Origin of the sequence: Edwardsiella piscicida, assembly GCF_021733145.1 — a bacterium.
GTDB lineage: Bacteria > Pseudomonadota > Gammaproteobacteria > Enterobacterales > Enterobacteriaceae > Edwardsiella > Edwardsiella piscicida.
Map to the genome: position 1 here is coordinate 598,310 of NZ_CP090968.1, position 21,552 is coordinate 619,861.

Below are 21,552 nucleotides of genomic sequence, written 5' to 3' on the forward strand. Positions count from 1 at the left end.
TTTATTGTTTCCGTTGCTTATTTACGGCTGATCGCCTTGACGATGCGGTCACCGCTGAACTGAATCAAATACACTAAAACGACCAGCAATACTAATACCGTATTCATTACCGTCGCGTTGTAACCGATATAACCGTACTGGTAGCCGATCTGTCCGAGACCACCGGCACCGACCGCCCCCCCCATCGCTGAGTAGCCTACCAGCGTGATCAGCGTAATGGTCGCCGCGTTAATCAACCCCGGCAGCGCCTCCGGCAGCAGGATCTTATTGACGATCTGCATCGGGGTCGCTCCCATTGCCCGCGCCGCTTCAATCAGGCCGCTTGGGATCTCCAGCAGGCTGTTTTCCACCATTCGGGCAATGAAGGGCGCCGCGCCGATGGTCAGGGGAACCAGCGCCGCCTGCAGACCGATAGAGGTGCCAACGATCAGGCGAGTAAACGGGATCATCCAGACCAGCAGGATGATGAATGGGATGGAGCGAAAGATATTAACCAGTGCGGACAGCAGATTATACAGCCGCGCATTTTCCAGAATTTGTCCTGGGCGCGAGGTGTACAGCAGCACGCCGACCGGCAGCCCGATGACAAAGCCAAAGAAACCGGAGACCAGGGTCATGACGACGGTTTCCCAGATGCCGCGGACCATTAACCACATCATTGCCTCAGACATAACCCAGTACCTCAACTTTCACGTGATGCTGCTCAAAAAAGGCGATAGCGGCTTGGGCATCGGCATCGTCGCCGTGGACTTCGGCCAACATAACGCCAAACTTCACTCCGCCGGCATAATCCATCTGGGAGCTGAGAATGCTGATGTCGACATTAAAACGCCGCACCGCCTGTGAAATCAGCGGCGCATCGACCGACTGGCCGGTGAACTCCAGGCGTAGCAGCGGCTGGCTATCGGCGCTGCGGGTGGGCGTCATCCGCTCTGCAAAGTCATCCGGGATATCCAGATGCAGCGTGGCGTGGATAAACTGCTGGGCCAGCGGCGTCTTGGGATGAGAGAACACCTCGCCGACGCTGCCCTGTTCGATCAGCTTTCCCTGACTGATAACGGCGACCTGATCGCAGATACGTTTGACCACGTCCATCTCATGGGTGATCAGCAGAATGGTCAGCCCCAGACGGCGGTTGATATCTTTTAACAGCTCCAGAATCGCGCGCGTGGTGGCCGGATCCAGCGCGCTGGTGGCTTCGTCGCACAGCAGCACTTTGGGGTTGCTGGCCAACGCACGGGCGATCGCCACGCGCTGTTTCTGACCGCCGGAGAGGTTGGCGGGGTAAGCATCGCGCTTGTCGGCGAGACCGACCAACGCCAGCAGCTCGGTAACCCGGCGCGTGATCTCGTCGCGCGGCACGCGATCCAGCTCCAGCGGCAGGGCGATGTTGCCATAGACCGTCCGCGAGGAGAGTAAATTGAAGTGTTGGAAAATCATGCCGATTTGGCGGCGCGTACGCGTTAGCTGTCCGGTGCTCATCGCCGTCAGATCCTGCCCGTCGACGAATACCTGTCCCTGCGTTGGACGCTCGAGTAAATTGACGCAGCGGATCAGGGTGCTTTTACCCGCGCCGGACGAACCGATTACGCCGTAAATCTGTCCGGCGGGCACGTGCAGCGACACGTCGTCCAGCGCGCTGATACGGCGCTGCCCCTGCTGGAATACCTTGGTGATATGAGTGAGTTTGATCATTTTTATATTTTTTCTTCGCCGTGGCCTGGGCCGTCATCATCAGTGATTTGAGTCACGTTATACGCTGAAGTGGATGTTAAGGCGTCTAGACGTCTAAGTCAACCAGTGAACGGTCAGTATGGCACGCTCTTTTTTCCGTGGAAACGTGCGATACTGTGCGCCGATTTTTCGTTTTAAGGAGTAACAGGTAAATGGCCCAGCAGATTCCTGCCATTTTTCTCGATCGTGACGGCACGATGAACGTCGATCACGGCTATGTACACGACAGCGACGACTTTCAGTTTATTGATGGCGTCATTGACGCCATGCGTGAGCTGAAGGCGATGGGTTTTGCTCTGGTGATGGTGACCAACCAGTCCGGCATCGCCCGCGGGATGTTTACAGAAGATCAGTTTATGCATCTGACGGAGTGGATGGACTGGTCGCTGGCCGATCGCGGCGTGGATCTGGACGGTATCTACTATTGTCCGCATCACCCGCAGGGGTCGGTCCCCGAATACACGCAGGCGTGCGACTGCCGTAAGCCCCAGCCAGGCATGCTGCTGGAGGCGCAGCGTTTCCTGAATATCGATATGGCGGCCTCTTATATGGTCGGCGATAAGCGGGAGGATTTACAGGCAGCGCAGGCGGCCGGCGTTGGAACTAAGGTTCTGGTGCGCAGCGGTAAGCCCCTGAGTGCCGAGGGCGAGGCGTTGGCGGATATCGTGCTGGATAGCCTGGCGCAGCTACCGCAGGCGATAAAAGCCCGCGGCTAAGCGTCTATTTTCCCCGTATTGGGTGAAAATAGTGCAAGTGACAAAAAAAATGAAATTAAGACTTGTCACGTCGCGAGAAGTCCCTATAATGCGCCTCCACTGACCGGGAACAACGACCGATACGTCGCCCAGTCAGGCAGAGAAAGCGAAAATAAACGCTTGACTCTGCGGGCGAAAAGCGTAATATACGCAGCCCACGCCGGTGATAACTCAACGGGTTTTCACGGCGACGCTCTTTAACAAATTATCAGACAATCTGTGTGGGCACTCGCAAGATTCGTATTACGCATTCCTCGGAATGCGAAAATATTTAAAGTCTTGAAGAGTGACAGCAGTTAATTCATTACGAATAAACAGTTTAATTTCTTTGAGCATCAAGCTTTTAATTGAAGAGTTTGATCATGGCTCAGATTGAACGCTGGCGGCAGGCTTAACACATGCAAGTCGAGCGGTAGCAGGGAGAAAGCTTGCTTTCTCCGCTGACGAGCGGCGGACGGGTGAGTAATGTCTGGGGATCTGCCTGATGGAGGGGGATAACTACTGGAAACGGTAGCTAATACCGCATAACGTCGCAAGACCAAAGTGGGGGACCTTCGGGCCTCATGCCATCAGATGAACCCAGATGGGATTAGCTAGTAGGTGGGGTAATGGCTCACCTAGGCGACGATCCCTAGCTGGTCTGAGAGGATGACCAGCCACACTGGAACTGAGACACGGTCCAGACTCCTACGGGAGGCAGCAGTGGGGAATATTGCACAATGGGCGCAAGCCTGATGCAGCCATGCCGCGTGTATGAAGAAGGCCTTCGGGTTGTAAAGTACTTTCAGTAGGGAGGAAGGTGTGAACGTTAATAGCGCTCACAATTGACGTTACCTACAGAAGAAGCACCGGCTAACTCCGTGCCAGCAGCCGCGGTAATACGGAGGGTGCAAGCGTTAATCGGAATTACTGGGCGTAAAGCGCACGCAGGCGGTTTGTTAAGTTGGATGTGAAATCCCCGGGCTTAACCTGGGAACTGCATCCAAGACTGGCAAGCTAGAGTCTCGTAGAGGGAGGTAGAATTCCAGGTGTAGCGGTGAAATGCGTAGAGATCTGGAGGAATACCGGTGGCGAAGGCGGCCTCCTGGACGAAGACTGACGCTCAGGTGCGAAAGCGTGGGGAGCAAACAGGATTAGATACCCTGGTAGTCCACGCTGTAAACGATGTCGATTTGGAGGTTGTGCCCTTGAGGCGTGGCTTCCGAAGCTAACGCGTTAAATCGACCGCCTGGGGAGTACGGCCGCAAGGTTAAAACTCAAATGAATTGACGGGGGCCCGCACAAGCGGTGGAGCATGTGGTTTAATTCGATGCAACGCGAAGAACCTTACCTACTCTTGACATCCAGCGAATCCTGTAGAGATACGGGAGTGCCTTCGGGAACGCTGAGACAGGTGCTGCATGGCTGTCGTCAGCTCGTGTTGTGAAATGTTGGGTTAAGTCCCGCAACGAGCGCAACCCTTATCCTTTGTTGCCAGCGGTTCGGCCGGGAACTCAAAGGAGACTGCCAGTGATAAACTGGAGGAAGGTGGGGATGACGTCAAGTCATCATGGCCCTTACGAGTAGGGCTACACACGTGCTACAATGGCGTATACAAAGAGAAGCGAACTCGCGAGAGCAAGCGGACCTCATAAAGTACGTCGTAGTCCGGATTGGAGTCTGCAACTCGACTCCATGAAGTCGGAATCGCTAGTAATCGTGGATCAGAATGCCACGGTGAATACGTTCCCGGGCCTTGTACACACCGCCCGTCACACCATGGGAGTGGGTTGCAAAAGAAGTAGGTAGCTTAACCTTCGGGAGGGCGCTTACCACTTTGTGATTCATGACTGGGGTGAAGTCGTAACAAGGTAACCGTAGGGGAACCTGCGGTTGGATCACCTCCTTACCTGAAGATACGAAATTGTGTAGTGCTCACACAGATTGTCTGATAGATGTTCGAGCAAACGCGTCTGCGAAGCCGACCCTGTGTCCCCTTCGTCTAGAGGCCTAGGACACCGCCCTTTCACGGCGGTAACAGGGGTTCGAATCCCCTAGGGGACGCCATTTGCGGTATCGGGTGAAAGACGATGCCAACTGTATTGCAAAACGGACTTACGAGTCATGTTTGCAATATTTGCTCTTTAACAATCTGGAACAAGCTGAAAATTCGAAAACAATCGAATTGCTTTTAATAAGTGATTCGAGAGTCTCTCAAATGCTTACAGCACGAAGTGAAACACCTTCGGGTTGTGAGGTTAAGTGACTAAGCGTACACGGTGGATGCCTAGGCAGTCAGAGGCGATGAAGGACGTGCTAATCTGCGATAAGCGTCGGTGAGCTGATATGAAGCGTTATTAGCCGGCGATGTCCGAATGGGGAAACCCAGTGCAATCCGTTGCACTATCGTTAAGTGAATACATAGCTTAACGAGGCGAACCAGGGGAACTGAAACATCTAAGTACCCTGAGGAAAAGAAATCAACCGAGATTCCCCTAGTAGCGGCGAGCGAACGGGGAAGAGCCCAGAACCTGAATCAGTTTGTGCATTAGTGGAAGCGTCTGGAAAGTCGCGCGATACAGGGTGATAGCCCCGTACACGAAGGTGCACAGCTGTGAGTTCGATGAGTAGGGCGGGACACGTGTTATCCTGTCTGAATATGGGGGGACCATCCTCCAAGGCTAAATACTCCTGACTGACCGATAGTGAACCAGTACCGTGAGGGAAAGGCGAAAAGAACCCCGGCGAGGGGAGTGAAATAGAACCTGAAACCGTGTACGTACAAGCAGTGGGAGCATCCTTCGGGGTGTGACTGCGTACCTTTTGTATAATGGGTCAGCGACTTATATTTTGTAGCAAGGTTAACCGAATAGGGGAGCCGTAGGGAAACCGAGTCTTAACTGGGCGTCTAGTTGCAAGGTATAGACCCGAAACCCGGTGATCTAGCCATGGGCAGGTTGAAGGTTGGGTAACACTAACTGGAGGACCGAACCGACTAATGTTGAAAAATTAGCGGATGACTTGTGGCTGGGGGTGAAAGGCCAATCAAACCGGGAGATAGCTGGTTCTCCCCGAAAGCTATTTAGGTAGCGCCTCGTGAACTCATCTTCGGGGGTAGAGCACTGTTTCGGCTAGGGGGTCATCCCGACTTACCAACCCGATGCAAACTACGAATACCGAAGAATGTTATCACGGGAGACACACGGCGGGTGCTAACGTCCGTCGTGAAGAGGGAAACAACCCAGACCGCCAGCTAAGGTCCCAAAGTCATGGTTAAGTGGGAAACGATGTGGGAAGGCATAGACAGCCAGGATGTTGGCTTAGAAGCAGCCATCATTTAAAGAAAGCGTAATAGCTCACTGGTCGAGTCGGCCTGCGCGGAAGATGTAACGGGGCTAAACCATGCACCGAAGCTGCGGCAGCGACGCTTAGGCGTTGTTGGGTAGGGGAGCGTTCTGTAAGCCTGCGAAGGTGGCCTGTGAGGGCTGCTGGAGGTATCAGAAGTGCGAATGCTGACATAAGTAACGATAAAGCGGGTGAAAAGCCCGCTCGCCGGAAGACCAAGGGTTCCTGTCCAACGTTAATCGGGGCAGGGTAAGTCGACCCCTAAGGCGAGGCTGAAAAGCGTAGTCGATGGGAAACAGGTTAATATTCCTGTACTTGGTGTTATTGCGAAGGGGGGACGGAGAAGGCTAGACCGGCCGGGCGACGGTTGTCCCGGTTTAAGCGTGTAGGTGGGGTAACTTGGCAAATCCGGTTACCTTTAACACTGAGGCGTGATGACGAGGCACTACGGTGCTGAAGTGGTTAATGCCCTGCTTCCAGGAAAAGCCTCTAAGCTCCAGATAACACTGAATCGTACCCCAAACCGACACAGGTGGTCAGGTAGAGAATACCAAGGCGCTTGAGAGAACTCGGGTGAAGGAACTAGGCAAAATGGTGCCGTAACTTCGGGAGAAGGCACGCTGGCACGTAGGTGAAGTCCCTCGCGGATGGAGCCGAAGCCAGTCGAAGATACCAGCTGGCTGCAACTGTTTAATAAAAACACAGCACTCTGCAAACACGAAAGTGGACGTATAGGGTGTGACGCCTGCCCGGTGCTGGAAGGTTAATTGATGGGGTCAGCCGCAAGGCGAAGCTCTTGATCGAAGCCCCAGTAAACGGCGGCCGTAACTATAACGGTCCTAAGGTAGCGAAATTCCTTGTCGGGTAAGTTCCGACCTGCACGAATGGCGTAATGATGGCCAGGCTGTCTCCACCCGAGACTCAGTGAAATTGAACTCGCTGTGAAGATGCAGTGTACCCGCGGCAAGACGGAAAGACCCCGTGAACCTTTACTATAGCTTGACACTGAACATTGAACCTTGATGTGTAGGATAGGTGGGAGGCTTTGAAGTGTGGACGCCAGTCTGCATGGAGCCGACCTTGAAATACCACCCTTTAATGTTTGATGTTCTAACCTGGTCCCGTGATCCGGGATAGGGACAGTGTCTGGTGGGTAGTTTGACTGGGGCGGTCTCCTCCCAAAGAGTAACGGAGGAGCACGAAGGTTAGCTAATCCTGGTCGGACATCAGGAGGTTAGTGCAAAGGCATAAGCTAGCTTGACTGCGAGAGTGACGGCTCGAGCAGGTGCGAAAGCAGGTCTTAGTGATCCGGTGGTTCTGAATGGAAGGGCCATCGCTCAACGGATAAAAGGTACTCCGGGGATAACAGGCTGATACCGCCCAAGAGTTCATATCGACGGCGGTGTTTGGCACCTCGATGTCGGCTCATCACATCCTGGGGCTGAAGTAGGTCCCAAGGGTATGGCTGTTCGCCATTTAAAGTGGTACGCGAGCTGGGTTTAGAACGTCGTGAGACAGTTCGGTCCCTATCTGCCGTGGGCGTTGGAAGATTGAGAGGGGCTGCTCCTAGTACGAGAGGACCGGAGTGGACGCACCGCTGGTGTTCGGGTTGTGATGCCAATTGCATTGCCCGGTAGCTACGTGCGGAAAAGATAAGCGCTGAAAGCATCTAAGCGCGAAACTTGCCTCGAGATGAGTCTTCCCTTGGACCTTGAGTCCACTGAAGGAACGTTTAAGACTAAGACGTTGATAGGCTGGGTGTGTAAGCGTAGCGATACGTTGAGCTAACCAGTACTAATGATCCGTGAGACTTAACCTTACAACACCGAAGGTGTTTTAGAGAGACGAATGAAGCTTGTTCAAGATTGATACCGATGGCCAGTGATGGCGGTTGGTAAAACAGAATTTGCCTGGCGGCGATAGCGCGGTGGTCCCACCTGACCCCATGCCGAACTCAGAAGTGAAACGCCGTAGCGCCGATGGTAGTGTGGGGTCTCCCCATGCGAGAGTAGGGAACTGCCAGGCATCAAACAAACGAAAAGACCTCATGCGAAAGCATGGGGTCTTTTTGTTTATCGGCGTGTTGCCGGGAAGCGGATGACTCTCGAGGAAAACCGCGGCGCCGGCGGCGCATCTGCACGTCGCGAGAAGGCCGCGCGCCCTAAGGGCCCGCCTTATCGCCGCGGTTTTCTTCAGCTGCAGAAGGGGCGGGAGGCTGTGCCGGAGGACTAAACCATTTCTCCTGGCTGACCCATATCGCCTCCTTCGGCTGCATGACAAAATGCGGCGACATAATTTGGACGCCAAAGCGGTTAAATACGTCCAAAATGTGGCCGTGCAGCGCGCTTTTTACCTGCGCCGGCGCGGCTCCCGCGACAATCTCTGCCCGTAGCTCATAGCTGACATACCAGTCCTGCAATTCGTTCTGACGGATCGTGGGTTCGAGGTCGTGCTGTATCCCCTCGGTTTGCTGCAGCGCCAGCAGTAGCATGGCGTGAACCTGACGCCAGGGAACATCATAGCCGATGGTGACTCCGGTGCTGATAATGATCCCACCGTGAGCGGCGTGGGTACTGAGATTGACAATCTTACCGCTGGCGACGACGGCGTTGGGGATCGTGACGTCAAAGCCTTCGCGGGTTTTCAGCTTGGTAGCCAGTATCCCAATATCATCAACAAAGCCGTCATACTCCCCTATGCGCACATAGTCCCCCTGGTGCAGGGCGCGTGAATAGATCAGGACCAGGCCGCTCATGGCATGGCTGACCAGACCCGCCGAGCCCAGCGTGATCATCAGTCCAAAAAAGACGCTGACGCCCTTAAACGCCAGGGTATCGGCGCCGGGGAAGAACGGATAGGCCATCGACAGGGCGAACATCCAGATGATGACGCTGAGTAGGCGGCGGGTAGCCTTGATAGTATCCGGGTAGAGTCCCGGTAGCTTTAGGCGGCCACTCTCCACCTGGCGGAACAGCAGGCGCAGGAGGCGCTGGATCAGCAGCGCGACCGCGGCGATCGCGGCGAGACTCAGCAGATCCGGCAGCGCGGCGATCAGATCCTGCAGCAGCTGCGTCGCCGCGGCTAGGCTATAGCGATGCAGCGAGTAGCCCCAGTAGCGCGTGGCGGGAAACAGCTTTAAGGCCCATACCAGCCAAATATAGCCAGCGATAGCGCACCCCAGCAGCAGGAGTACCGCCGATATGCGGCGCTCAAGGCCGCCAACGTAGCTGCGTAGGCGATAGGGGACCCAGCCGCGATGCTGCATGATGAGGATATCGAAATGGCTACGGATCCGTTTTTGCACTCGCCGCGCTAGCCACAGCAGGGCGAATAGCAGCGCGGTGCCGCCGGCGAATCGCAGCGCCGCGAGCGCCAGATAGTGCGTCGAATGCTGCTCTATCAATGCCCCGCGCAGGTTTTCCAGTCGCTGCTGTATACGCTCTGCCGCCTGATCCAACGACAGGTCGTCGCCAACGTCCAGATCCTGCTGGGCCAGCAGCAGCAGCGGTTTTCCATTGATAGAGAACAGGCGCACCGGCTGACCATAGCGTTGAGTCGGCGTGATCTGTACCGGCGACTGAAGATCGCCCGGCGCGATATTTTGCAGATCCTGCGCCGCCTGTTTGACCCGCTCCTCCGGCGTCGCTAGACCGAAGTGGGCCTGCAGCATCACGATCGGCTGCTGCAGGATGGTGACGGTGCGTGCCTGCTCAGCTTCGTCCGGCGCCAGACGCGGCTCGGCGGCGCTCAGGGCGGCGCTCCACAGTAGCGACAACAGCGGTAGGATAACGCGCAGAAGACGAACCATCGCATCTATCTCGGTGAGGTTCAGATGCTATTGAGTATAAGCGTAGCCTGTGCAAAGCGTGTGGCGAGAGATAAAAAGGCCTCCGGAGCGGAGGCCATGCGCGGGGGCGTTACAGAATGCGGCTGATCAGGCGATCGACCCGAATGCGCCGCAGGCGGCGGATCAGCTTGCGCACTTTCAGCGGATATTGCTGAAGAGTTTCCAGATCCTCATAGCTCCGCACGACCTGGGTATGACGGCGGATACACTCCAGCTCGTGCTGACGCTGATGCTGGATTTCGCCGCGCGGATCGTGGATTAAAATCGCATTCTCCAAATCCAGGCGCCAGGCGCGCGGATTGAGATTGTTGCCGGTGATCAGCTGCCAGCGATCGTCTACCCACATACCTTTCAGATGATAGGTATTGTCATCGTCGCGCCACAGGCGCACGGTCAATTGCCCGTTATCGAGGTAGGGCTGGAGCCGACTGATAAAGCGACGCAGGTTGATCTCATACAGATAGGGCAGTGCGCCGATGATCTTGAATGGCTCCTCTTCCGGAATAAAGAAGTCATTGGCCTTCTTGTCCCCGACGATGATTTCAACCTGTTTTCCCTGGCGCAGCAGGAAGATGATATCGCGTACCAGCGGAGCTGGCAGGTTGAAATAGGGAGTACACAGCGTGAGCGTCCTCTCGGTGCTGCAGATAAGGTGGTGAATAGTCTTATTCAGGATATTTTGCTTACCCAGACCGGCCAGCGGCGTCACCGCCAGCTCTTCGTTCCCCGCCTCTGCCGGCACCTGATAGCCGCTATCGCGCAGCGCATGGCGGAACTGGCGGGTTTCATTACGAATTTCCGGGTTTTTGGGCCGATCGCAGCGGTCCAGACGCTGCACCGCGGGGTTGCTCAGCAAGGTGGACTGAACAAATTGGCACATAACCCCGGCCAGGCGCGGATTCTGGATAAAGTGGTAGCGATCGTAGCGGTACTTGTCATGACGGTGCAGGTAGACATCGTTCAGGCTGGCACCGCTGTAGATCACCCGATCGTCGATGATAAAACCTTTTAGATGCAGTACTCCCAGCGCCTCGCGCGTGTTGACCGGCACGCCATAGATCGGCACGATAACATCTGGGTATTCGCTGGCCATCCGGCAGTACCAGTCGGCATTGGTGTTGCTGGCCTCTGCGCCGATGCGACCGCGCTGTGCCCGGTGCCAATCGACCAGAACGAAAATTTCCAGCTGCGGACGCTGCCGTTTAGCCTGATAGAGCGCATTTAACACGTCCCGGCCGCCATCGTCATTTTCCAGGTACAGCGCTACCAGGTAGATCCGCTGTGTTGCCTGGCCGATGGCCTCCAGCAGCGCCTGACGGAATGCCGCCGGCGAAAACAGCGTCTCTACCTCACCGACCTGTTGCGGGAGTTTGGGCAGTTGAGCAAGGTGTTGTTGATGTTTGGCTCGCTTAAATTTGGACAACATCACAGTGCGCTTCTTCTCTTGTCGTAGTGCAGCGCGGGCGGTTGCACACGCTCAGTTTAACCAACGGAATCGGACGATAATAACACTAGTTTTATCCCGTTGCGTATGTTTTGCCACGATTTGTCGAAATTGTCTCAGCATTTTTCGCTGTCTGGCAGCGTGCTGTCCGACAGCGATAGTGAAAGATTGACTATCCCGTCCTCCAGCAGAATTTCCACCTGAAAGCCGATTTTACGCGCCAGCGCGATCATGCCGCGGTTGGTGGGCATGGTGATGCCCAGCAGACGCCGTAGCTGGCGCTGACGCGCATAGCGGATCAGTTTATCCAGCAGGATCGAGCCTAAGCCCAGGCCGTGACGATCGCTGCGCACCAGCACGGCGAACTCTGCGTCGGTATTATCGGGGTCGATCAGCGCGCGGGTGACGCCGAGGATCTCCTCGCCCTGCGGGGTGGACTGTACCGCGACGAATGCCATCTCTCGCTCGTAGTCTATCTGGGTCATCTTGGCGAGATCTTCATGGGTAAACTCATTGATCTCACTGAAGTAACGATAGTAGAGATCCTCTTTACTCACGCGCTGGATAAACTGCTGAAGCAGGGGCTCATCCTCCGGGAGGATCGGGCGCAGCAGCGCGTCGCCGCCGTTTTTTAGCCGGATGGACTCCTTAAGCTGGTGCGGATAGGGACAGATGGCCAGCCGGGTTGGCGCCGCGTGCCGATCGAGCAGCTGCAGTGAGACATCCAGTAGGGTGAAGGTGCTCCCGCAGGCCAGCAGCGGATGGATCTCCAGACGCTGGATCGTCGGACAGTCGACGATCAGGTGGGATACCTGCACCAGCACCTGACTGAGCCCGGCGATATCCAGATCGGCCAGCGGCGCACGCCGGCGGATATGGCCGCGTTTTTGCGCCTGGACTATCAGGTAACGGGCCAGATTCATATTCAGCGGGGGAAGCGCCGCCGCGGCATCCCGCTGGGCATCCCATTCGGCGCCGCCCTCACCCAGCAAAATCAGCGGGCCGAAGACGGCGTCGTTCTCCACGCAGATACGCAGCTCCTGTGCCCCGATACGGTTGGCCGTGCTCTGTACCAGCAGCCCTAAGATCCGCGCCTGGGGGTAGGCCTGACGGGCCCGGTCAAAGATCGCATTGGCGGCCTGTTCGACCTCACGCGCGTTGCGCAGATAGAGCATGACGCCCTGAACATCCGAGTTATGGGCGATATCGGGGGAGCGCAGCTTCAGGGCGACGGGATAACCGATGCGCTCGGCGATATGCACCGCTTCGGTACTGTCGTTGGCTATCCAGCTCGGCAGGGTATCCAGGCCATAGCAGGCCAGAATATCGCGAACCTCATGGGTATCGAGGCGGGTGACGCCGTCGGCCTGCGCCTGTGCCAGCAGACGATGGGCCAGCGCGGCGTTGGCCGGTAGACTGGCCGGCAGGGCCGGGGTCTCCATCAGCTGCCGCTGGTTGCGTCGGTATTCAACCATGTGCATAAAGGCGGTGACCGCCCCTTCGGGGGTGCGATAGGTCGGAATTCCCGCTTCGCTGAAGAGGCGGCGGGCCTCTTGGGAGGTGTTCTCTCCGCTCCAGTTGGTCATCAGCGTCACATGGCGGGCTCGCGGGTGTGCGCTCAGCGTTTCGATCAGGGCGCGGGCGGTTTCCGTTGCCGGCGCTGTCGCGCTGGGCGCGTGCTGGATCAGCAACGCATCGTAGCAGCGGCTGTCGAGCAGGTGCTGCAGCGTAGCCTGGTAGCGGGCCGGAGTGGCATCATCGCGCAGATCGATAGGTCCCTGTAGGTAGGTCTCTGCGGGCAGCGCCGTGCACAGCGCGCTGTGCAGCGCATCATCGCACGGGGCGGGATGGCCGCCGCGGCGCTGCAGCTCATCCAGCGCCATGGCGAGCGGCGCGGCGCCGTTGCCGACGATCAGCAGCCGCTCTCCGCGCAGGGGATGCATATGGCTGAGGGTTTCTACCGCGGAAAACAGTTCGTGAGTATTTTGAACCCGCAGCAGCCCGGCGCGCTGAATGGCGGCATCGTAGGCGATATCGAGTCCCGCTGCCTCGCCTAACACGCGTCGCGCCTGTGGGCTACGCCCGCTTTTAATCACCAGGATCGGCTTGTTGCGCGCCGCGCTGCGCGCGGCCGACAGGAAGCGCCGCGCATCGTGCAGGTGTTCGAGATAGAGCAGGATCGCGCTGGTTTTAGCATCCCGCGCCAGATAATCCAGCAGATCGTCGACGTCGGTGTCCAGGCTATCCCCTAGCGCCACAAATAGAGAGAAGCCGATCTCACGCTGGCGTGCCCAGTCGAGAATGGTGTTGGAGACCGCCGCTGACTGAGAGATAAAGGCCAGGCGCCCCGGCAGGATCGGTACCGGGGAAAAGCTGGCGTTAAGCTTTTGCCAGGGGGCTAGCAGGCCTAGACTGTTGGGCCCCAGCAGGCGTACGCCGTGGCGTAAGGCGAGGCTGCGCAGCGCGTCGGCCTGTGAGGCCGGCGCGGCGATGACAATGGCGGCCCGACAGCCTTTCGCGCCCAGTTCGGCGATCAGGGCCGGGGTTCGCTGGGCGTTGGTACACAGGATAGCCAAATCCGGGACACAGGGTAAGTCGGCGATCGTCGGATAGGCCAGCACGCCGCAGACGGCCTGATAGCGCGGCGTCACCGGCATGATCGGGCCGGGGAATCCTCCGTTTAGCAGATTTAACATAACCAGATGGCCGCTGCGGCTCGGCTGATTGGAGGCGCCGATGACGGCGATGGATTTGGGGCGTAACAGGGATTCGAGACTGCGTTGGCTCATGCCACCCTCCTGTGCGGGTTTGCCCTGCGGCTGATCGCGGCGAAACGCGCGAGATGGCATGATTCTAGAGGCTTTATTCCACGGCTGCAGCGACGGGCACCTGAGGGTGCGATTTGCCTAGCAAATATTGCTGACGGAAATGGTGAAAGTGCTGAAGCAGTCCCTGCGATGCCTGCCGATCGTCCGCCAGCGCCAGCAGCGCAGCGGCGACTTCGGCGGTGCAGTACTGCTCTGGGCGATGGGCCTCCCGCAGCAGATAGCCGGGCGCCTGTGCCATATTGATGGAGAAGACCGGGAATCTGTCCAGGTAGGGGCTTTTGCGGAACATTTTGCGCGCCTCCGGCCAGGTGCCGTCGAGCATGATAAACAGTGGGCGACGGTCATCGCATCGCACCTCGGTGACGACGCGCTCAGGCTCCGCGTAGCTCCCAGGAAAGACCACGTACGGCTGGTAGGCGGGATCGTCGAGCAGCTGCAGAAGCTGCGGATCCGGCTGCGTTCGAGACCAGCCGTAGGCCAGGGTATCCGGCAGCACATCGGCGATCAGGCGCCCGGTATTGCTGGGCTTCAGCGGCTCGGTATCATACATCATCAGGCAAAAGCGGCTATGGGCCGGGTAGCTGGCCAGCGTATCGCACAGGCAGTGGATCTGCGGCAGCAGGCAGCGTTGGCAGCGCTGTACGCGGCAGCCGCGGGCGTGAAAGGGACGGGTAGACTGGCTCAGGCGCGCGGCGCGCAGGCGCAGTACGGCATTGGCGGACATGGTGTTCTCAGGGGTGAGCAAAACCGCTATTTTAAACAAGCCTCGTCACCGGGTACAGCGTCAAACGGCCCCGCGCGCATGGGCCGTTGATATTGGGATCAGGCCTGCTTGGCCAACTGCTCATCCAGCCAGGCTTCAAACGGTGCCTGGGGCATCGCGCCGTTGAGCATATCTACGCGTTGGCCGTTGCGGTATAGCATGATGGTCGGAATGCTGCGAATGCGGAAGCGGCTGCTCAGCGCCGGCTGATCCTCGGTATTCACCTTGATGCAGCGTACTTCGCCAGCCCGTGCCGCGGCGACGGCGGCGAAGACGGGGGCGAATCCTTGACAGGGACCGCACCACGGCGCCCAGAAGTCGATCAGTACCGGCAGGTCATCCTGTAGCAGTTTATCCAGCGTCTCTTCGCTGGCGTTGACGATGGCGCCGTCAAACAGGGCATGGCTGCAGCGGCCACACGTTGCCTGCTCGCTGCGGCGATCGTCGGGAATACGGTTGGTGGTATGACAGGCGGGACAGACAGTGTTCATGATTATCCTCAGACATAAAACGGCGAAACTACAGTCGGGACATCCTCTGGCGTTTCAGCTAGGTTAAACATTATTGTGCTGTATGATGGGGACCACAATCAGATTTACCCAATGACTATAATAGATAGCAGCTTTTATGCTTGGCATATGGCAACGCGTACTCACATCAGGTAATCTTCGCGCCTTGCGCGTAGGTGGAGAAAGTAATGAGCGACTCTTTGAATGGTAAAAACGGTAAAGTAAAAGTGATGTATGTCCGCGACTCGGACGCTGCCGATGAGCGTCAGTCGCGTGCGCCCGCGAAGGGTCGTCCGGGTGCGCGCGGCGACCGCAGCCGCAGCGATCGTAATGACCGCGGCGACCGCAGCCGCAGCGATCGTAATGACCGTGGCGACCGCAGCCGCAGCGATCGTAATGACCGCGGTGACCGCAGCCGCAGCGATCGTAATGACCGCGGCGACCGCAGCCGTAGCGATCGCAGTGACCGCGGCGATCGCGCAGCCCGTCCGGCGCGCAGTGAGCAGGGCGTCGGTGAGCGTTCACCGTGGCGCACGGTTTCTCTGGGCGATAACGGTGGCGTAGGCGGTGAAAGCGATCACGGTGGTATCAGCGGTAAAAGCTTTATCGATCCGGAACAACTGCGTCGTCAGCGCGCCGAAGAGACGCGAGTATACGGTGAGAATGCCTGCCAGGCGCTATTTGCGAGCCGTCCGGAGGCCATCGTTCGCGCCTGGTTCCTGCAGGCCGTAACGCCGCGCTTCCGGGAGGCCCTGCGCTGGATGGCGGCTAACCGTAAGGCTTACCATGTGGTGGACGATGCCGAGCTGACCAAGGCGTCGGGAACCGATCATCACGGCGGCGTATGTTTCCTGATTAAAAAGCGTCGCTCTCTTGATGCGCAGCAGTATCTGGCCAATCAGGCAGAGGATGCGGTGGACTGCGTGCTGGCGTTGGAGAATGTGGCCAACCCCCATAACCTGGGCGGCATTATGCGCACCTGTGCGCACTTTGGCATCCGCGGGATCATCGCCCCGGAGAGCGCCGCGCTGGAGTCTGGCGCCGCCGTTCGTACCGCCGAAGGCGGCGCGGAGCACGTACAGGCGATCGATGCGGAAGATTTTTCCGCGGCGCTGGATACCTTCCGTCGCGCCGGCTATACCATTGTGACGACCTCCAGCCACAAGGGGACGACGCAGCTGCACCGTGCGACGCTGCCGGCGAAAATCGTGCTGGTGGTCGGGCATGAAGGCGATGGCCTGTCTGACGGTACGCTGCAGCAGGGCGATCTGAGCGTCTCTATCGGTGGTACCGGCAGCGTTGAAAGCCTGAATGTGTCGGTTGCTACGGGGATTATGTTGGCCGAATGGTGGCGACAGAATGCGCGTTAATTGACGTGACCCGCGTAAAAAAGGCCGGATATTCCGGCCTTTTTTATTGGGTAGCGATAATTCGCCGCGGCGCTTACTCCTCCAGATCGCCGCAGAAGCGGTAGCCTTCGCCGTGGATAGTGGCGATGATCTCCGGCGTGTCCGGCGTGGATTCAAAGTGCTTGCGAATGCGGCGGATCGTGACATCGACCGTACGATCGTGCGGCTTCAGCTCACGGCCGGTCATCTTCTTCAGCAGCTCGGCGCGTGACTGAATCTTGCCCGGGTTCTCGCAGAAGTGCAGCATGGCGCGGAACTCGCTGCGCGGCAGCTTGTACTGCTCGCCGTCGGGGCTGACCAGCGAGCGGCTGTTGATGTCCAGCTCCCAACCGTTAAAGCGATAGTGCTCAACGCTTTTACGCTCCTCGGTTCCGCTGCCCAGGTTCATGGTGCGGGAGAGCAGGTTACGGGCACGGATGGTCAGTTCACGGGGGTTAAACGGTTTGGTGATGTAGTCGTCGGCGCCGATTTCCAGACCGAGGATTTTGTCCACTTCGTTATCGCGACCGGTCAGGAACATCAGCGCGACATTTGCCTGTTCACGCAGTTCGCGCGCCAGTAACAGGCCGTTTTTCCCAGGCAGGTTGATGTCCATGATGACCAGATTGATGTCGAACTCAGACAGAATCTGATGCATCTCGGCACCATCATTGGCTTCATGAACGATATAACCTTCCGCTTCGAAAATACTTTTTAACGTATTACGAGTGACGAGTTCGTCCTCGACGATCAGAATGTGCGGGGTCTGCATGTTTTGCTACCTAAAATTGCCAACAAATAGAAAAATAGGGGGTGTACAGCAGTCCGGGAACCCAGAACACCAAATTATGGGCGGATTAACCGCGGGGCTCTAGTGACTACGGTACGTAAACTCGTTCTTGATGCACTTTCCATCAACGTCAACAACATCGCTAGGTTGGTCAGGGGGTGTCACTCCCTACAGCCCCGGTGGTGCCAAAAGCGGCGCACATCCTAACCCTATTAACAGCAATATAACAGCGCATGCGTCAAATGCCACCTAACAAAACTATCCTTTGTTGACATATATCAAGTCCAATTGTAGCACGTTAACAGATTTGTGAAAAACACTTACAAGTTTGCGTGCTTAATGACTATCTTCCGGAGATCTTCTCCCCTTGCCGCCCGCACGGCGACGATAGCATATTCGCGGCCATTTTTAATTTTTATTGTAGATTAACTGTATGAATATAATGATAATGCTGCGGCGTTTTCTGCGAAATTTACGTTTGGCCATCAATTGCTGGAAATTTTTAAGAAGAACGTTATTTAACAAACTGAAACGTTATTTTTTGTTAAAAATGTGTAACCAAAGGCGGCGTGGAAAAATGATGTCTCGCGGGGTAGAGTGTGCGCCTAAGTAACAAAATGGGCTCTAAGCATGCAAATTCATATCGTCCTGGTCGCTCCGGCCAGAGCTGAAAACGTGGGGGCTGCGGCGCGCGCGATGAAAACCATGGGGTTTACCTCGCTGCGCATCGTGGACAGTAAGGCGGACGGCGAACCGGCAGCGCGCTGGGTTGCGCACGGCGCCGGTGACATTCTGGACGGTGCCCGTCACTTTGATACCTTGGCGCAGGCGTTGGCGGATGTTGACTTTAGCGTCGCGTCGACGGCCCGCAGCCGCGCTCGCTTTCACTACTACTGCACGCCGCAGGAGCTCTGCGCGGTATTGCAGGAAAAGCAGCGCTGGATGGCCAGCTGCGCGCTGGTGTTTGGCCGCGAGGACTCCGGCCTGACCAACGATGAGCTGGCGCTGGTGGACTTGCTGACCGGAGTGCCGATGGCGGCGGATTATCCGTCGCTCAATCTGGGGCAGGCGGTGATGGTGTTTTGCTATCAGCTCTCCTCGCTGATGCAGGTACAGGCGGCCCAGGCTCCTGCGGCGCAGGGGGAGCAGCTGGCCGCGCTGCGTGCCCGTACCGATCGTTTGCTGACGACGCTGGGCGTCGACGGGGATACCAAGCTGAGCGACTGGCTGGATCAGCGCATCGGTCTGTTGGCCCAGCGCGATACCGCGATGCTGCATCGTCTGCTGCATGACATCGAATCCGCGCTGGAAACGTCCGCGTCAGGTAAGAAAATGTAAAAAGGGTAATAATGGGAAGTTATGGCCATTTGTTATTGTTATATCGCGATGCTCTGCCAGTTCCCCATTGTTTTATTCTTTAAATTTCTATTATCCAGATATTCATGCTGTATAAAGTTGGCTGAGATTGGTGTCACAAAATAGAAAACGGTTGACTCCACGTTGGCTTTGCTTTAACCAATATAGGGCAGACACAGGAATTTAATTGGACAGACGATGCGTAACTTCAGCCTGAATATCACCACAACAATTACCACCACCGGAACCACAGGTAACGGGGCGGGCTGACGCATACAGAAAAGTGAAAACGAAAAAGCCCGCACCTCACAGTGCGGGCTTTTTTTTCGGCCAAATTCGGAGAGAGTCAGATGAGAGTATTAAAATTCGGTGGCACGTCGGTCGCCAACGCGGAGCGGGTCTTCAGCGTTGCCGATATTTTGGAGAGTAACGCCGCACAGGGACAGGTCGCCGCCGTGCTTTCCGCCCCGGCCCGCATCACCAACCATCTGGTGGCGCTGATTGAACGCACCATCGCAGGGCAAGATATCCAACCGATACTCGGCGACGCCGAGAAGATTTTTACCGATCTGATCGATGGCTTAGCCCAGGCGCAGCCGGGCTTCGACGCCGCACCGCTGCGTCTGCGCGTGTCTCAGGAGTTTGGCCAGATCCGCCAGGTGCTGCACGGCATCGCCCTGCTGGGACAGTGTCCAGATAGCGTTAATGCGGCGCTGATTTGCCGCGGAGAGGCGCTCTCCATCGCGATCATGGCGGCGCTGCTGCGCGCGCGCGGACGTCAGGTTACCGTTATCGATCCGGTCAGCAGTCTGCTGGCTCGCGGCGGCTATCTGGAGTCCAGCGTCGATATCGCGGAGTCCGCCCGCCGTATCGCCGCCCAGGCGATCCCGGCCGACAGTCTGATCCTGATGGCGGGGTTCACCGCCGGTAACGAGCGCGGCGAGCTGGTGGTACTGGGACGCAACGGCTCAGACTATTCGGCGGCGGTGCTGGCCGCCTGCCTGCGCGCAGCGTGCTGCGAGATCTGGACGGACGTTGACGGCGTGTATACCTGCGATCCGCGTCTGGTTCCGGACGCACGTCTACTGGAGTCGATGTCCTACCAAGAGGCGATGGAGCTCTCCTACTTTGGCGCCAAGGTGCTGCACCCGCGCACCATTTCACCGATTGCGCAGTTTCAAATTCCCTGCCTGATCAAAAATACCGCCAACCCGCAGGCGCCCGGTACCCTGATCGGCGCGCAGCGCCGCGGTGATGACGCGCTGCCGGTGAAGGGGATCACCCATCTGAACCATATGGCGATGCTCAATGTCTCTGGGCCGGGGATGAAAGGGATGGTCGGCATGGCGGCGCGGGTCTTCGCCGTGATGTCGCGTAGCGGTATTTCCGTGGTGTTGATAACCCAGTCCTCCTCTGAATACAGCATCAGCTTTTGCGTGCCGCAGGGGGAGCTGGCGCGGGCCTGCCAGGCGCTGCAGGATGAGTTCTTCCTGGAGCTGAAGGATGGCCTGCTGGAGCCGCTGGATGTTATCGAGCATCTGGCGATCATCTCGGTGGTCGGCGACGGTATGCGGACCCAGCGCGGCATTTCGGCCAAGTTTTTCTCGGCTCTGGCGCGGGCGAACATCAACATTGTCGCGATTGCGCAGGGCTCCTCTGAGCGCTCGATCTCCGTCGTGGTGAACAATGATGCGGCGACGACCGCCGTGCGTGTGACGCACCAGATGCTATTCAACACCGATCAGGTGATCGAGGTGTTTGTTATCGGCGTAGGCGGCGTGGGGGGCGCGCTGTTGGCGCAGATTGAGCGTCAGCAGGCCTGGCTGAAAAGTAAGCATATCGATCTGCGGGTGTGCGGCATCGCGAACTCCCGTGCGCTGCTGACCCATGTACACGGTATCGATATGGCGAACTGGCGTGGGGCGCTGGAGCAGGCCTCGCAGCCGTTTAACCTGGGGCGCCTGATGCGTCTGGTGAACGAGTATCACCTGCTGAATCCGGTGATCGTCGACTGTACCTCCAGCCAGGCGTTGGCCGATCAGTACGCTGACTTCCTCGGTAACGGTTTTCACGTGGTGACGCCGAATAAAAAGGCCAATACGGCTTCCCTGGATTATTACCGCCTGCTGCGTCAGAAGGCGGCGGGCAGCCAGCGCAAGTTTCTCTACGATACCAACGTCGGGGCCGGGCTGCCGGTGATCGAAAACCTGCAAAATCTGCTGAGCGCTGGCGATGAGCTGCAGCGGTTCTGCGGCATTCTCTCCGGTTCGCTGTCGTTTATCTTTGGCCGCTTGGAGGAGGGGGCGACCTTCTCACAGGCAACCCGTGAAGCGCGTCAGCTGGGCTATACCGAACCGGATCCGCGTGATGATCTCTCCGGCATGGACGTGGCGCGCAAGCTGCTGATCCTGGCGCGTGAGGCGGGATATGCCCTGGAGCTGGACGATATCTGCGTCGAGCCGGTGCTGCCGGCGGCGTTCGATGCCCGCGGTGACGTCGATACGTTCCTCGCCAATCTGGCGCAGGCGGATGACGCGTTTAGCGCGAGGGTCGCCGCTGCGCAAGCGCGTGGCTGCGTGCTGCGCTACGTCGGCGAGATCGATCAGGGGCGTTGCTCGGTGCGCATTGCGGAGGTGGACAGCGATGATGCGCTGTATAAGGTTAAAAATGGCGAAAACGCCCTGACGTTTTACAGCCGCTACTATCAGCCGCTGCCGATGGTGCTACGCGGCTATGGCGCGGGTAACGATGTCACCGCCGCCGGCGTCTTTGCCGATCTGCTGCGGACCTTGTCATGGAAGCTGGGAGTTTAAC

The 21,552-nt window shown here is 57.7% G+C and carries 13 protein-coding genes, 1 tRNA gene, 3 rRNA genes, 1 pseudogene and 1 other annotated feature; of the genes and pseudogenes, 10 read left to right on the forward strand and 8 right to left on the reverse strand.

Going from position 1 to position 21,552, the window contains the following annotated elements; all coding sequences use genetic code 11:
- Positions 1-17 precede the first annotated feature (17 nt).
- Positions 18-671 carry a methionine ABC transporter permease MetI gene (locus tag L1P05_RS02745; RefSeq protein WP_034168685.1) on the reverse strand — a complete coding sequence of 218 codons (654 nt, stop codon included), beginning with the start codon at positions 669-671 and terminating at the stop codon, positions 18-20.
- The gene (gene metN / locus L1P05_RS02750; protein ID WP_012847424.1) at positions 664-1,695 is read right to left on the reverse strand and encodes a methionine ABC transporter ATP-binding protein MetN; all 1,032 of its coding nucleotides are present in this window, start codon (positions 1,693-1,695) and stop codon (positions 664-666) included. Before metN ends, L1P05_RS02745 begins: the two co-directional genes overlap by 8 nt.
- A gap of 191 nt (positions 1,696-1,886) precedes the next feature.
- Here metN and gmhB point away from each other — a divergent pair, with 191 nt between their 5' ends.
- From gmhB to rrf, 5 genes are all read left to right on the forward strand, one after another.
- Positions 1,887-2,450 (forward strand): D-glycero-beta-D-manno-heptose 1,7-bisphosphate 7-phosphatase, encoded by a 564-nt coding sequence (gene gmhB, locus L1P05_RS02755; RefSeq protein ID WP_012847425.1) that lies wholly within the window; start codon positions 1,887-1,889, stop codon positions 2,448-2,450.
- 383 nt (positions 2,451-2,833) lie between these two features.
- Positions 2,834-4,377, forward strand: a 16S ribosomal RNA gene (locus L1P05_RS02760).
- An 82-nt stretch (positions 4,378-4,459) separates the two neighbouring features.
- A tRNA-Glu gene (locus tag L1P05_RS02765) sits at positions 4,460-4,535 on the forward strand.
- Between the two features lie 189 nt (positions 4,536-4,724).
- Positions 4,725-7,632, forward strand: a 23S ribosomal RNA gene (locus L1P05_RS02770).
- Positions 7,633-7,722: 90 nt separating this feature from the next.
- Positions 7,723-7,838 (forward strand): 5S ribosomal RNA (gene rrf, locus L1P05_RS02775).
- Together the 16S, 23S and 5S rRNA genes with 1 tRNA gene alongside form the textbook arrangement of a ribosomal RNA operon.
- Positions 7,839-7,974: 136 nt before the next feature.
- On the opposite strand, the gene L1P05_RS02780 is transcribed toward rrf, so the two are convergent.
- The 5 genes from L1P05_RS02780 to trxC all read right to left on the reverse strand — a co-directional run bounded on the left by L1P05_RS02780 (position 7,975) and on the right by trxC (position 15,186).
- Positions 7,975-9,621 carry a mechanosensitive ion channel family protein gene (locus tag L1P05_RS02780; RefSeq protein WP_012847426.1) on the reverse strand — a complete coding sequence of 549 codons (1,647 nt, stop codon included), beginning with the start codon at positions 9,619-9,621 and terminating at the stop codon, positions 7,975-7,977.
- Positions 9,622-9,730: 109 nt separating this feature from the next.
- Positions 9,731-11,086, reverse strand: coding sequence for a CDP-diacylglycerol--serine O-phosphatidyltransferase (pssA, locus tag L1P05_RS02785; RefSeq protein WP_012847427.1), 1,356 nt, complete (start codon positions 11,084-11,086; stop codon positions 9,731-9,733).
- A 134-nt stretch (positions 11,087-11,220) separates the two neighbouring features.
- Entirely contained in the window at positions 11,221-13,893 is a 2,673-nt protein-coding gene (locus L1P05_RS02790) for a bifunctional acetate--CoA ligase family protein/GNAT family N-acetyltransferase (RefSeq protein WP_012847428.1), read from the reverse strand.
- A gap of 73 nt (positions 13,894-13,966) precedes the next feature.
- Complete coding sequence (locus tag L1P05_RS02795) at positions 13,967-14,656, reverse strand: tRNA-uridine aminocarboxypropyltransferase (protein WP_015460915.1); 690 nt, start codon at positions 14,654-14,656, stop codon at positions 13,967-13,969.
- A 98-nt stretch (positions 14,657-14,754) separates the two neighbouring features.
- Positions 14,755-15,186 carry a thioredoxin TrxC gene (gene trxC / locus L1P05_RS02800; protein ID WP_012847430.1) on the reverse strand — a complete coding sequence of 144 codons (432 nt, stop codon included), beginning with the start codon at positions 15,184-15,186 and terminating at the stop codon, positions 14,755-14,757.
- A gap of 206 nt (positions 15,187-15,392) precedes the next feature.
- On the opposite strand from trxC, the gene L1P05_RS02805 reads away from it, so the two are divergent.
- The gene (locus L1P05_RS02805; protein WP_012847431.1) at positions 15,393-16,574 is read left to right on the forward strand and encodes a tRNA/rRNA methyltransferase; all 1,182 of its coding nucleotides are present in this window, start codon (positions 15,393-15,395) and stop codon (positions 16,572-16,574) included.
- Positions 16,575-16,647: 73 nt separating this feature from the next.
- On the opposite strand, the gene arcA is transcribed toward L1P05_RS02805, so the two are convergent.
- Positions 16,648-17,364, reverse strand: coding sequence for a two-component system response regulator ArcA (gene arcA / locus L1P05_RS02810; protein ID WP_012847432.1), 717 nt, complete (start codon positions 17,362-17,364; stop codon positions 16,648-16,650).
- Between the two features lie 102 nt (positions 17,365-17,466).
- Here arcA and yjjY point away from each other — a divergent pair.
- The 4 genes and pseudogenes from yjjY to thrA all read left to right on the forward strand — a co-directional run bounded on the left by yjjY (position 17,467) and on the right by thrA (position 21,551).
- Positions 17,467-17,609: pseudogene (gene yjjY / locus L1P05_RS02815) on the forward strand (YjjY family protein).
- 403 nt (positions 17,610-18,012) lie between these two features.
- Positions 18,013-18,720 (forward strand): tRNA/rRNA methyltransferase, encoded by a 708-nt coding sequence (locus tag L1P05_RS02820; RefSeq protein ID WP_012847434.1) that lies wholly within the window; start codon positions 18,013-18,015, stop codon positions 18,718-18,720.
- A 216-nt stretch (positions 18,721-18,936) separates the two neighbouring features.
- Complete coding sequence (thrL, locus tag L1P05_RS17555) at positions 18,937-19,008, forward strand: thr operon leader peptide (RefSeq protein WP_071818548.1); 72 nt, start codon at positions 18,937-18,939, stop codon at positions 19,006-19,008.
- Positions 18,950-19,066: a sequence feature (Thr leader region), on the forward strand. It overlaps the preceding gene by 59 nt.
- Before the next feature lie 22 nt (positions 19,067-19,088).
- Entirely contained in the window at positions 19,089-21,551 is a 2,463-nt protein-coding gene (thrA, locus tag L1P05_RS02825; RefSeq protein ID WP_012847436.1) for a bifunctional aspartate kinase/homoserine dehydrogenase I, read from the forward strand.
- The last annotated feature ends 1 nt before the right edge of the window (position 21,552 follow it).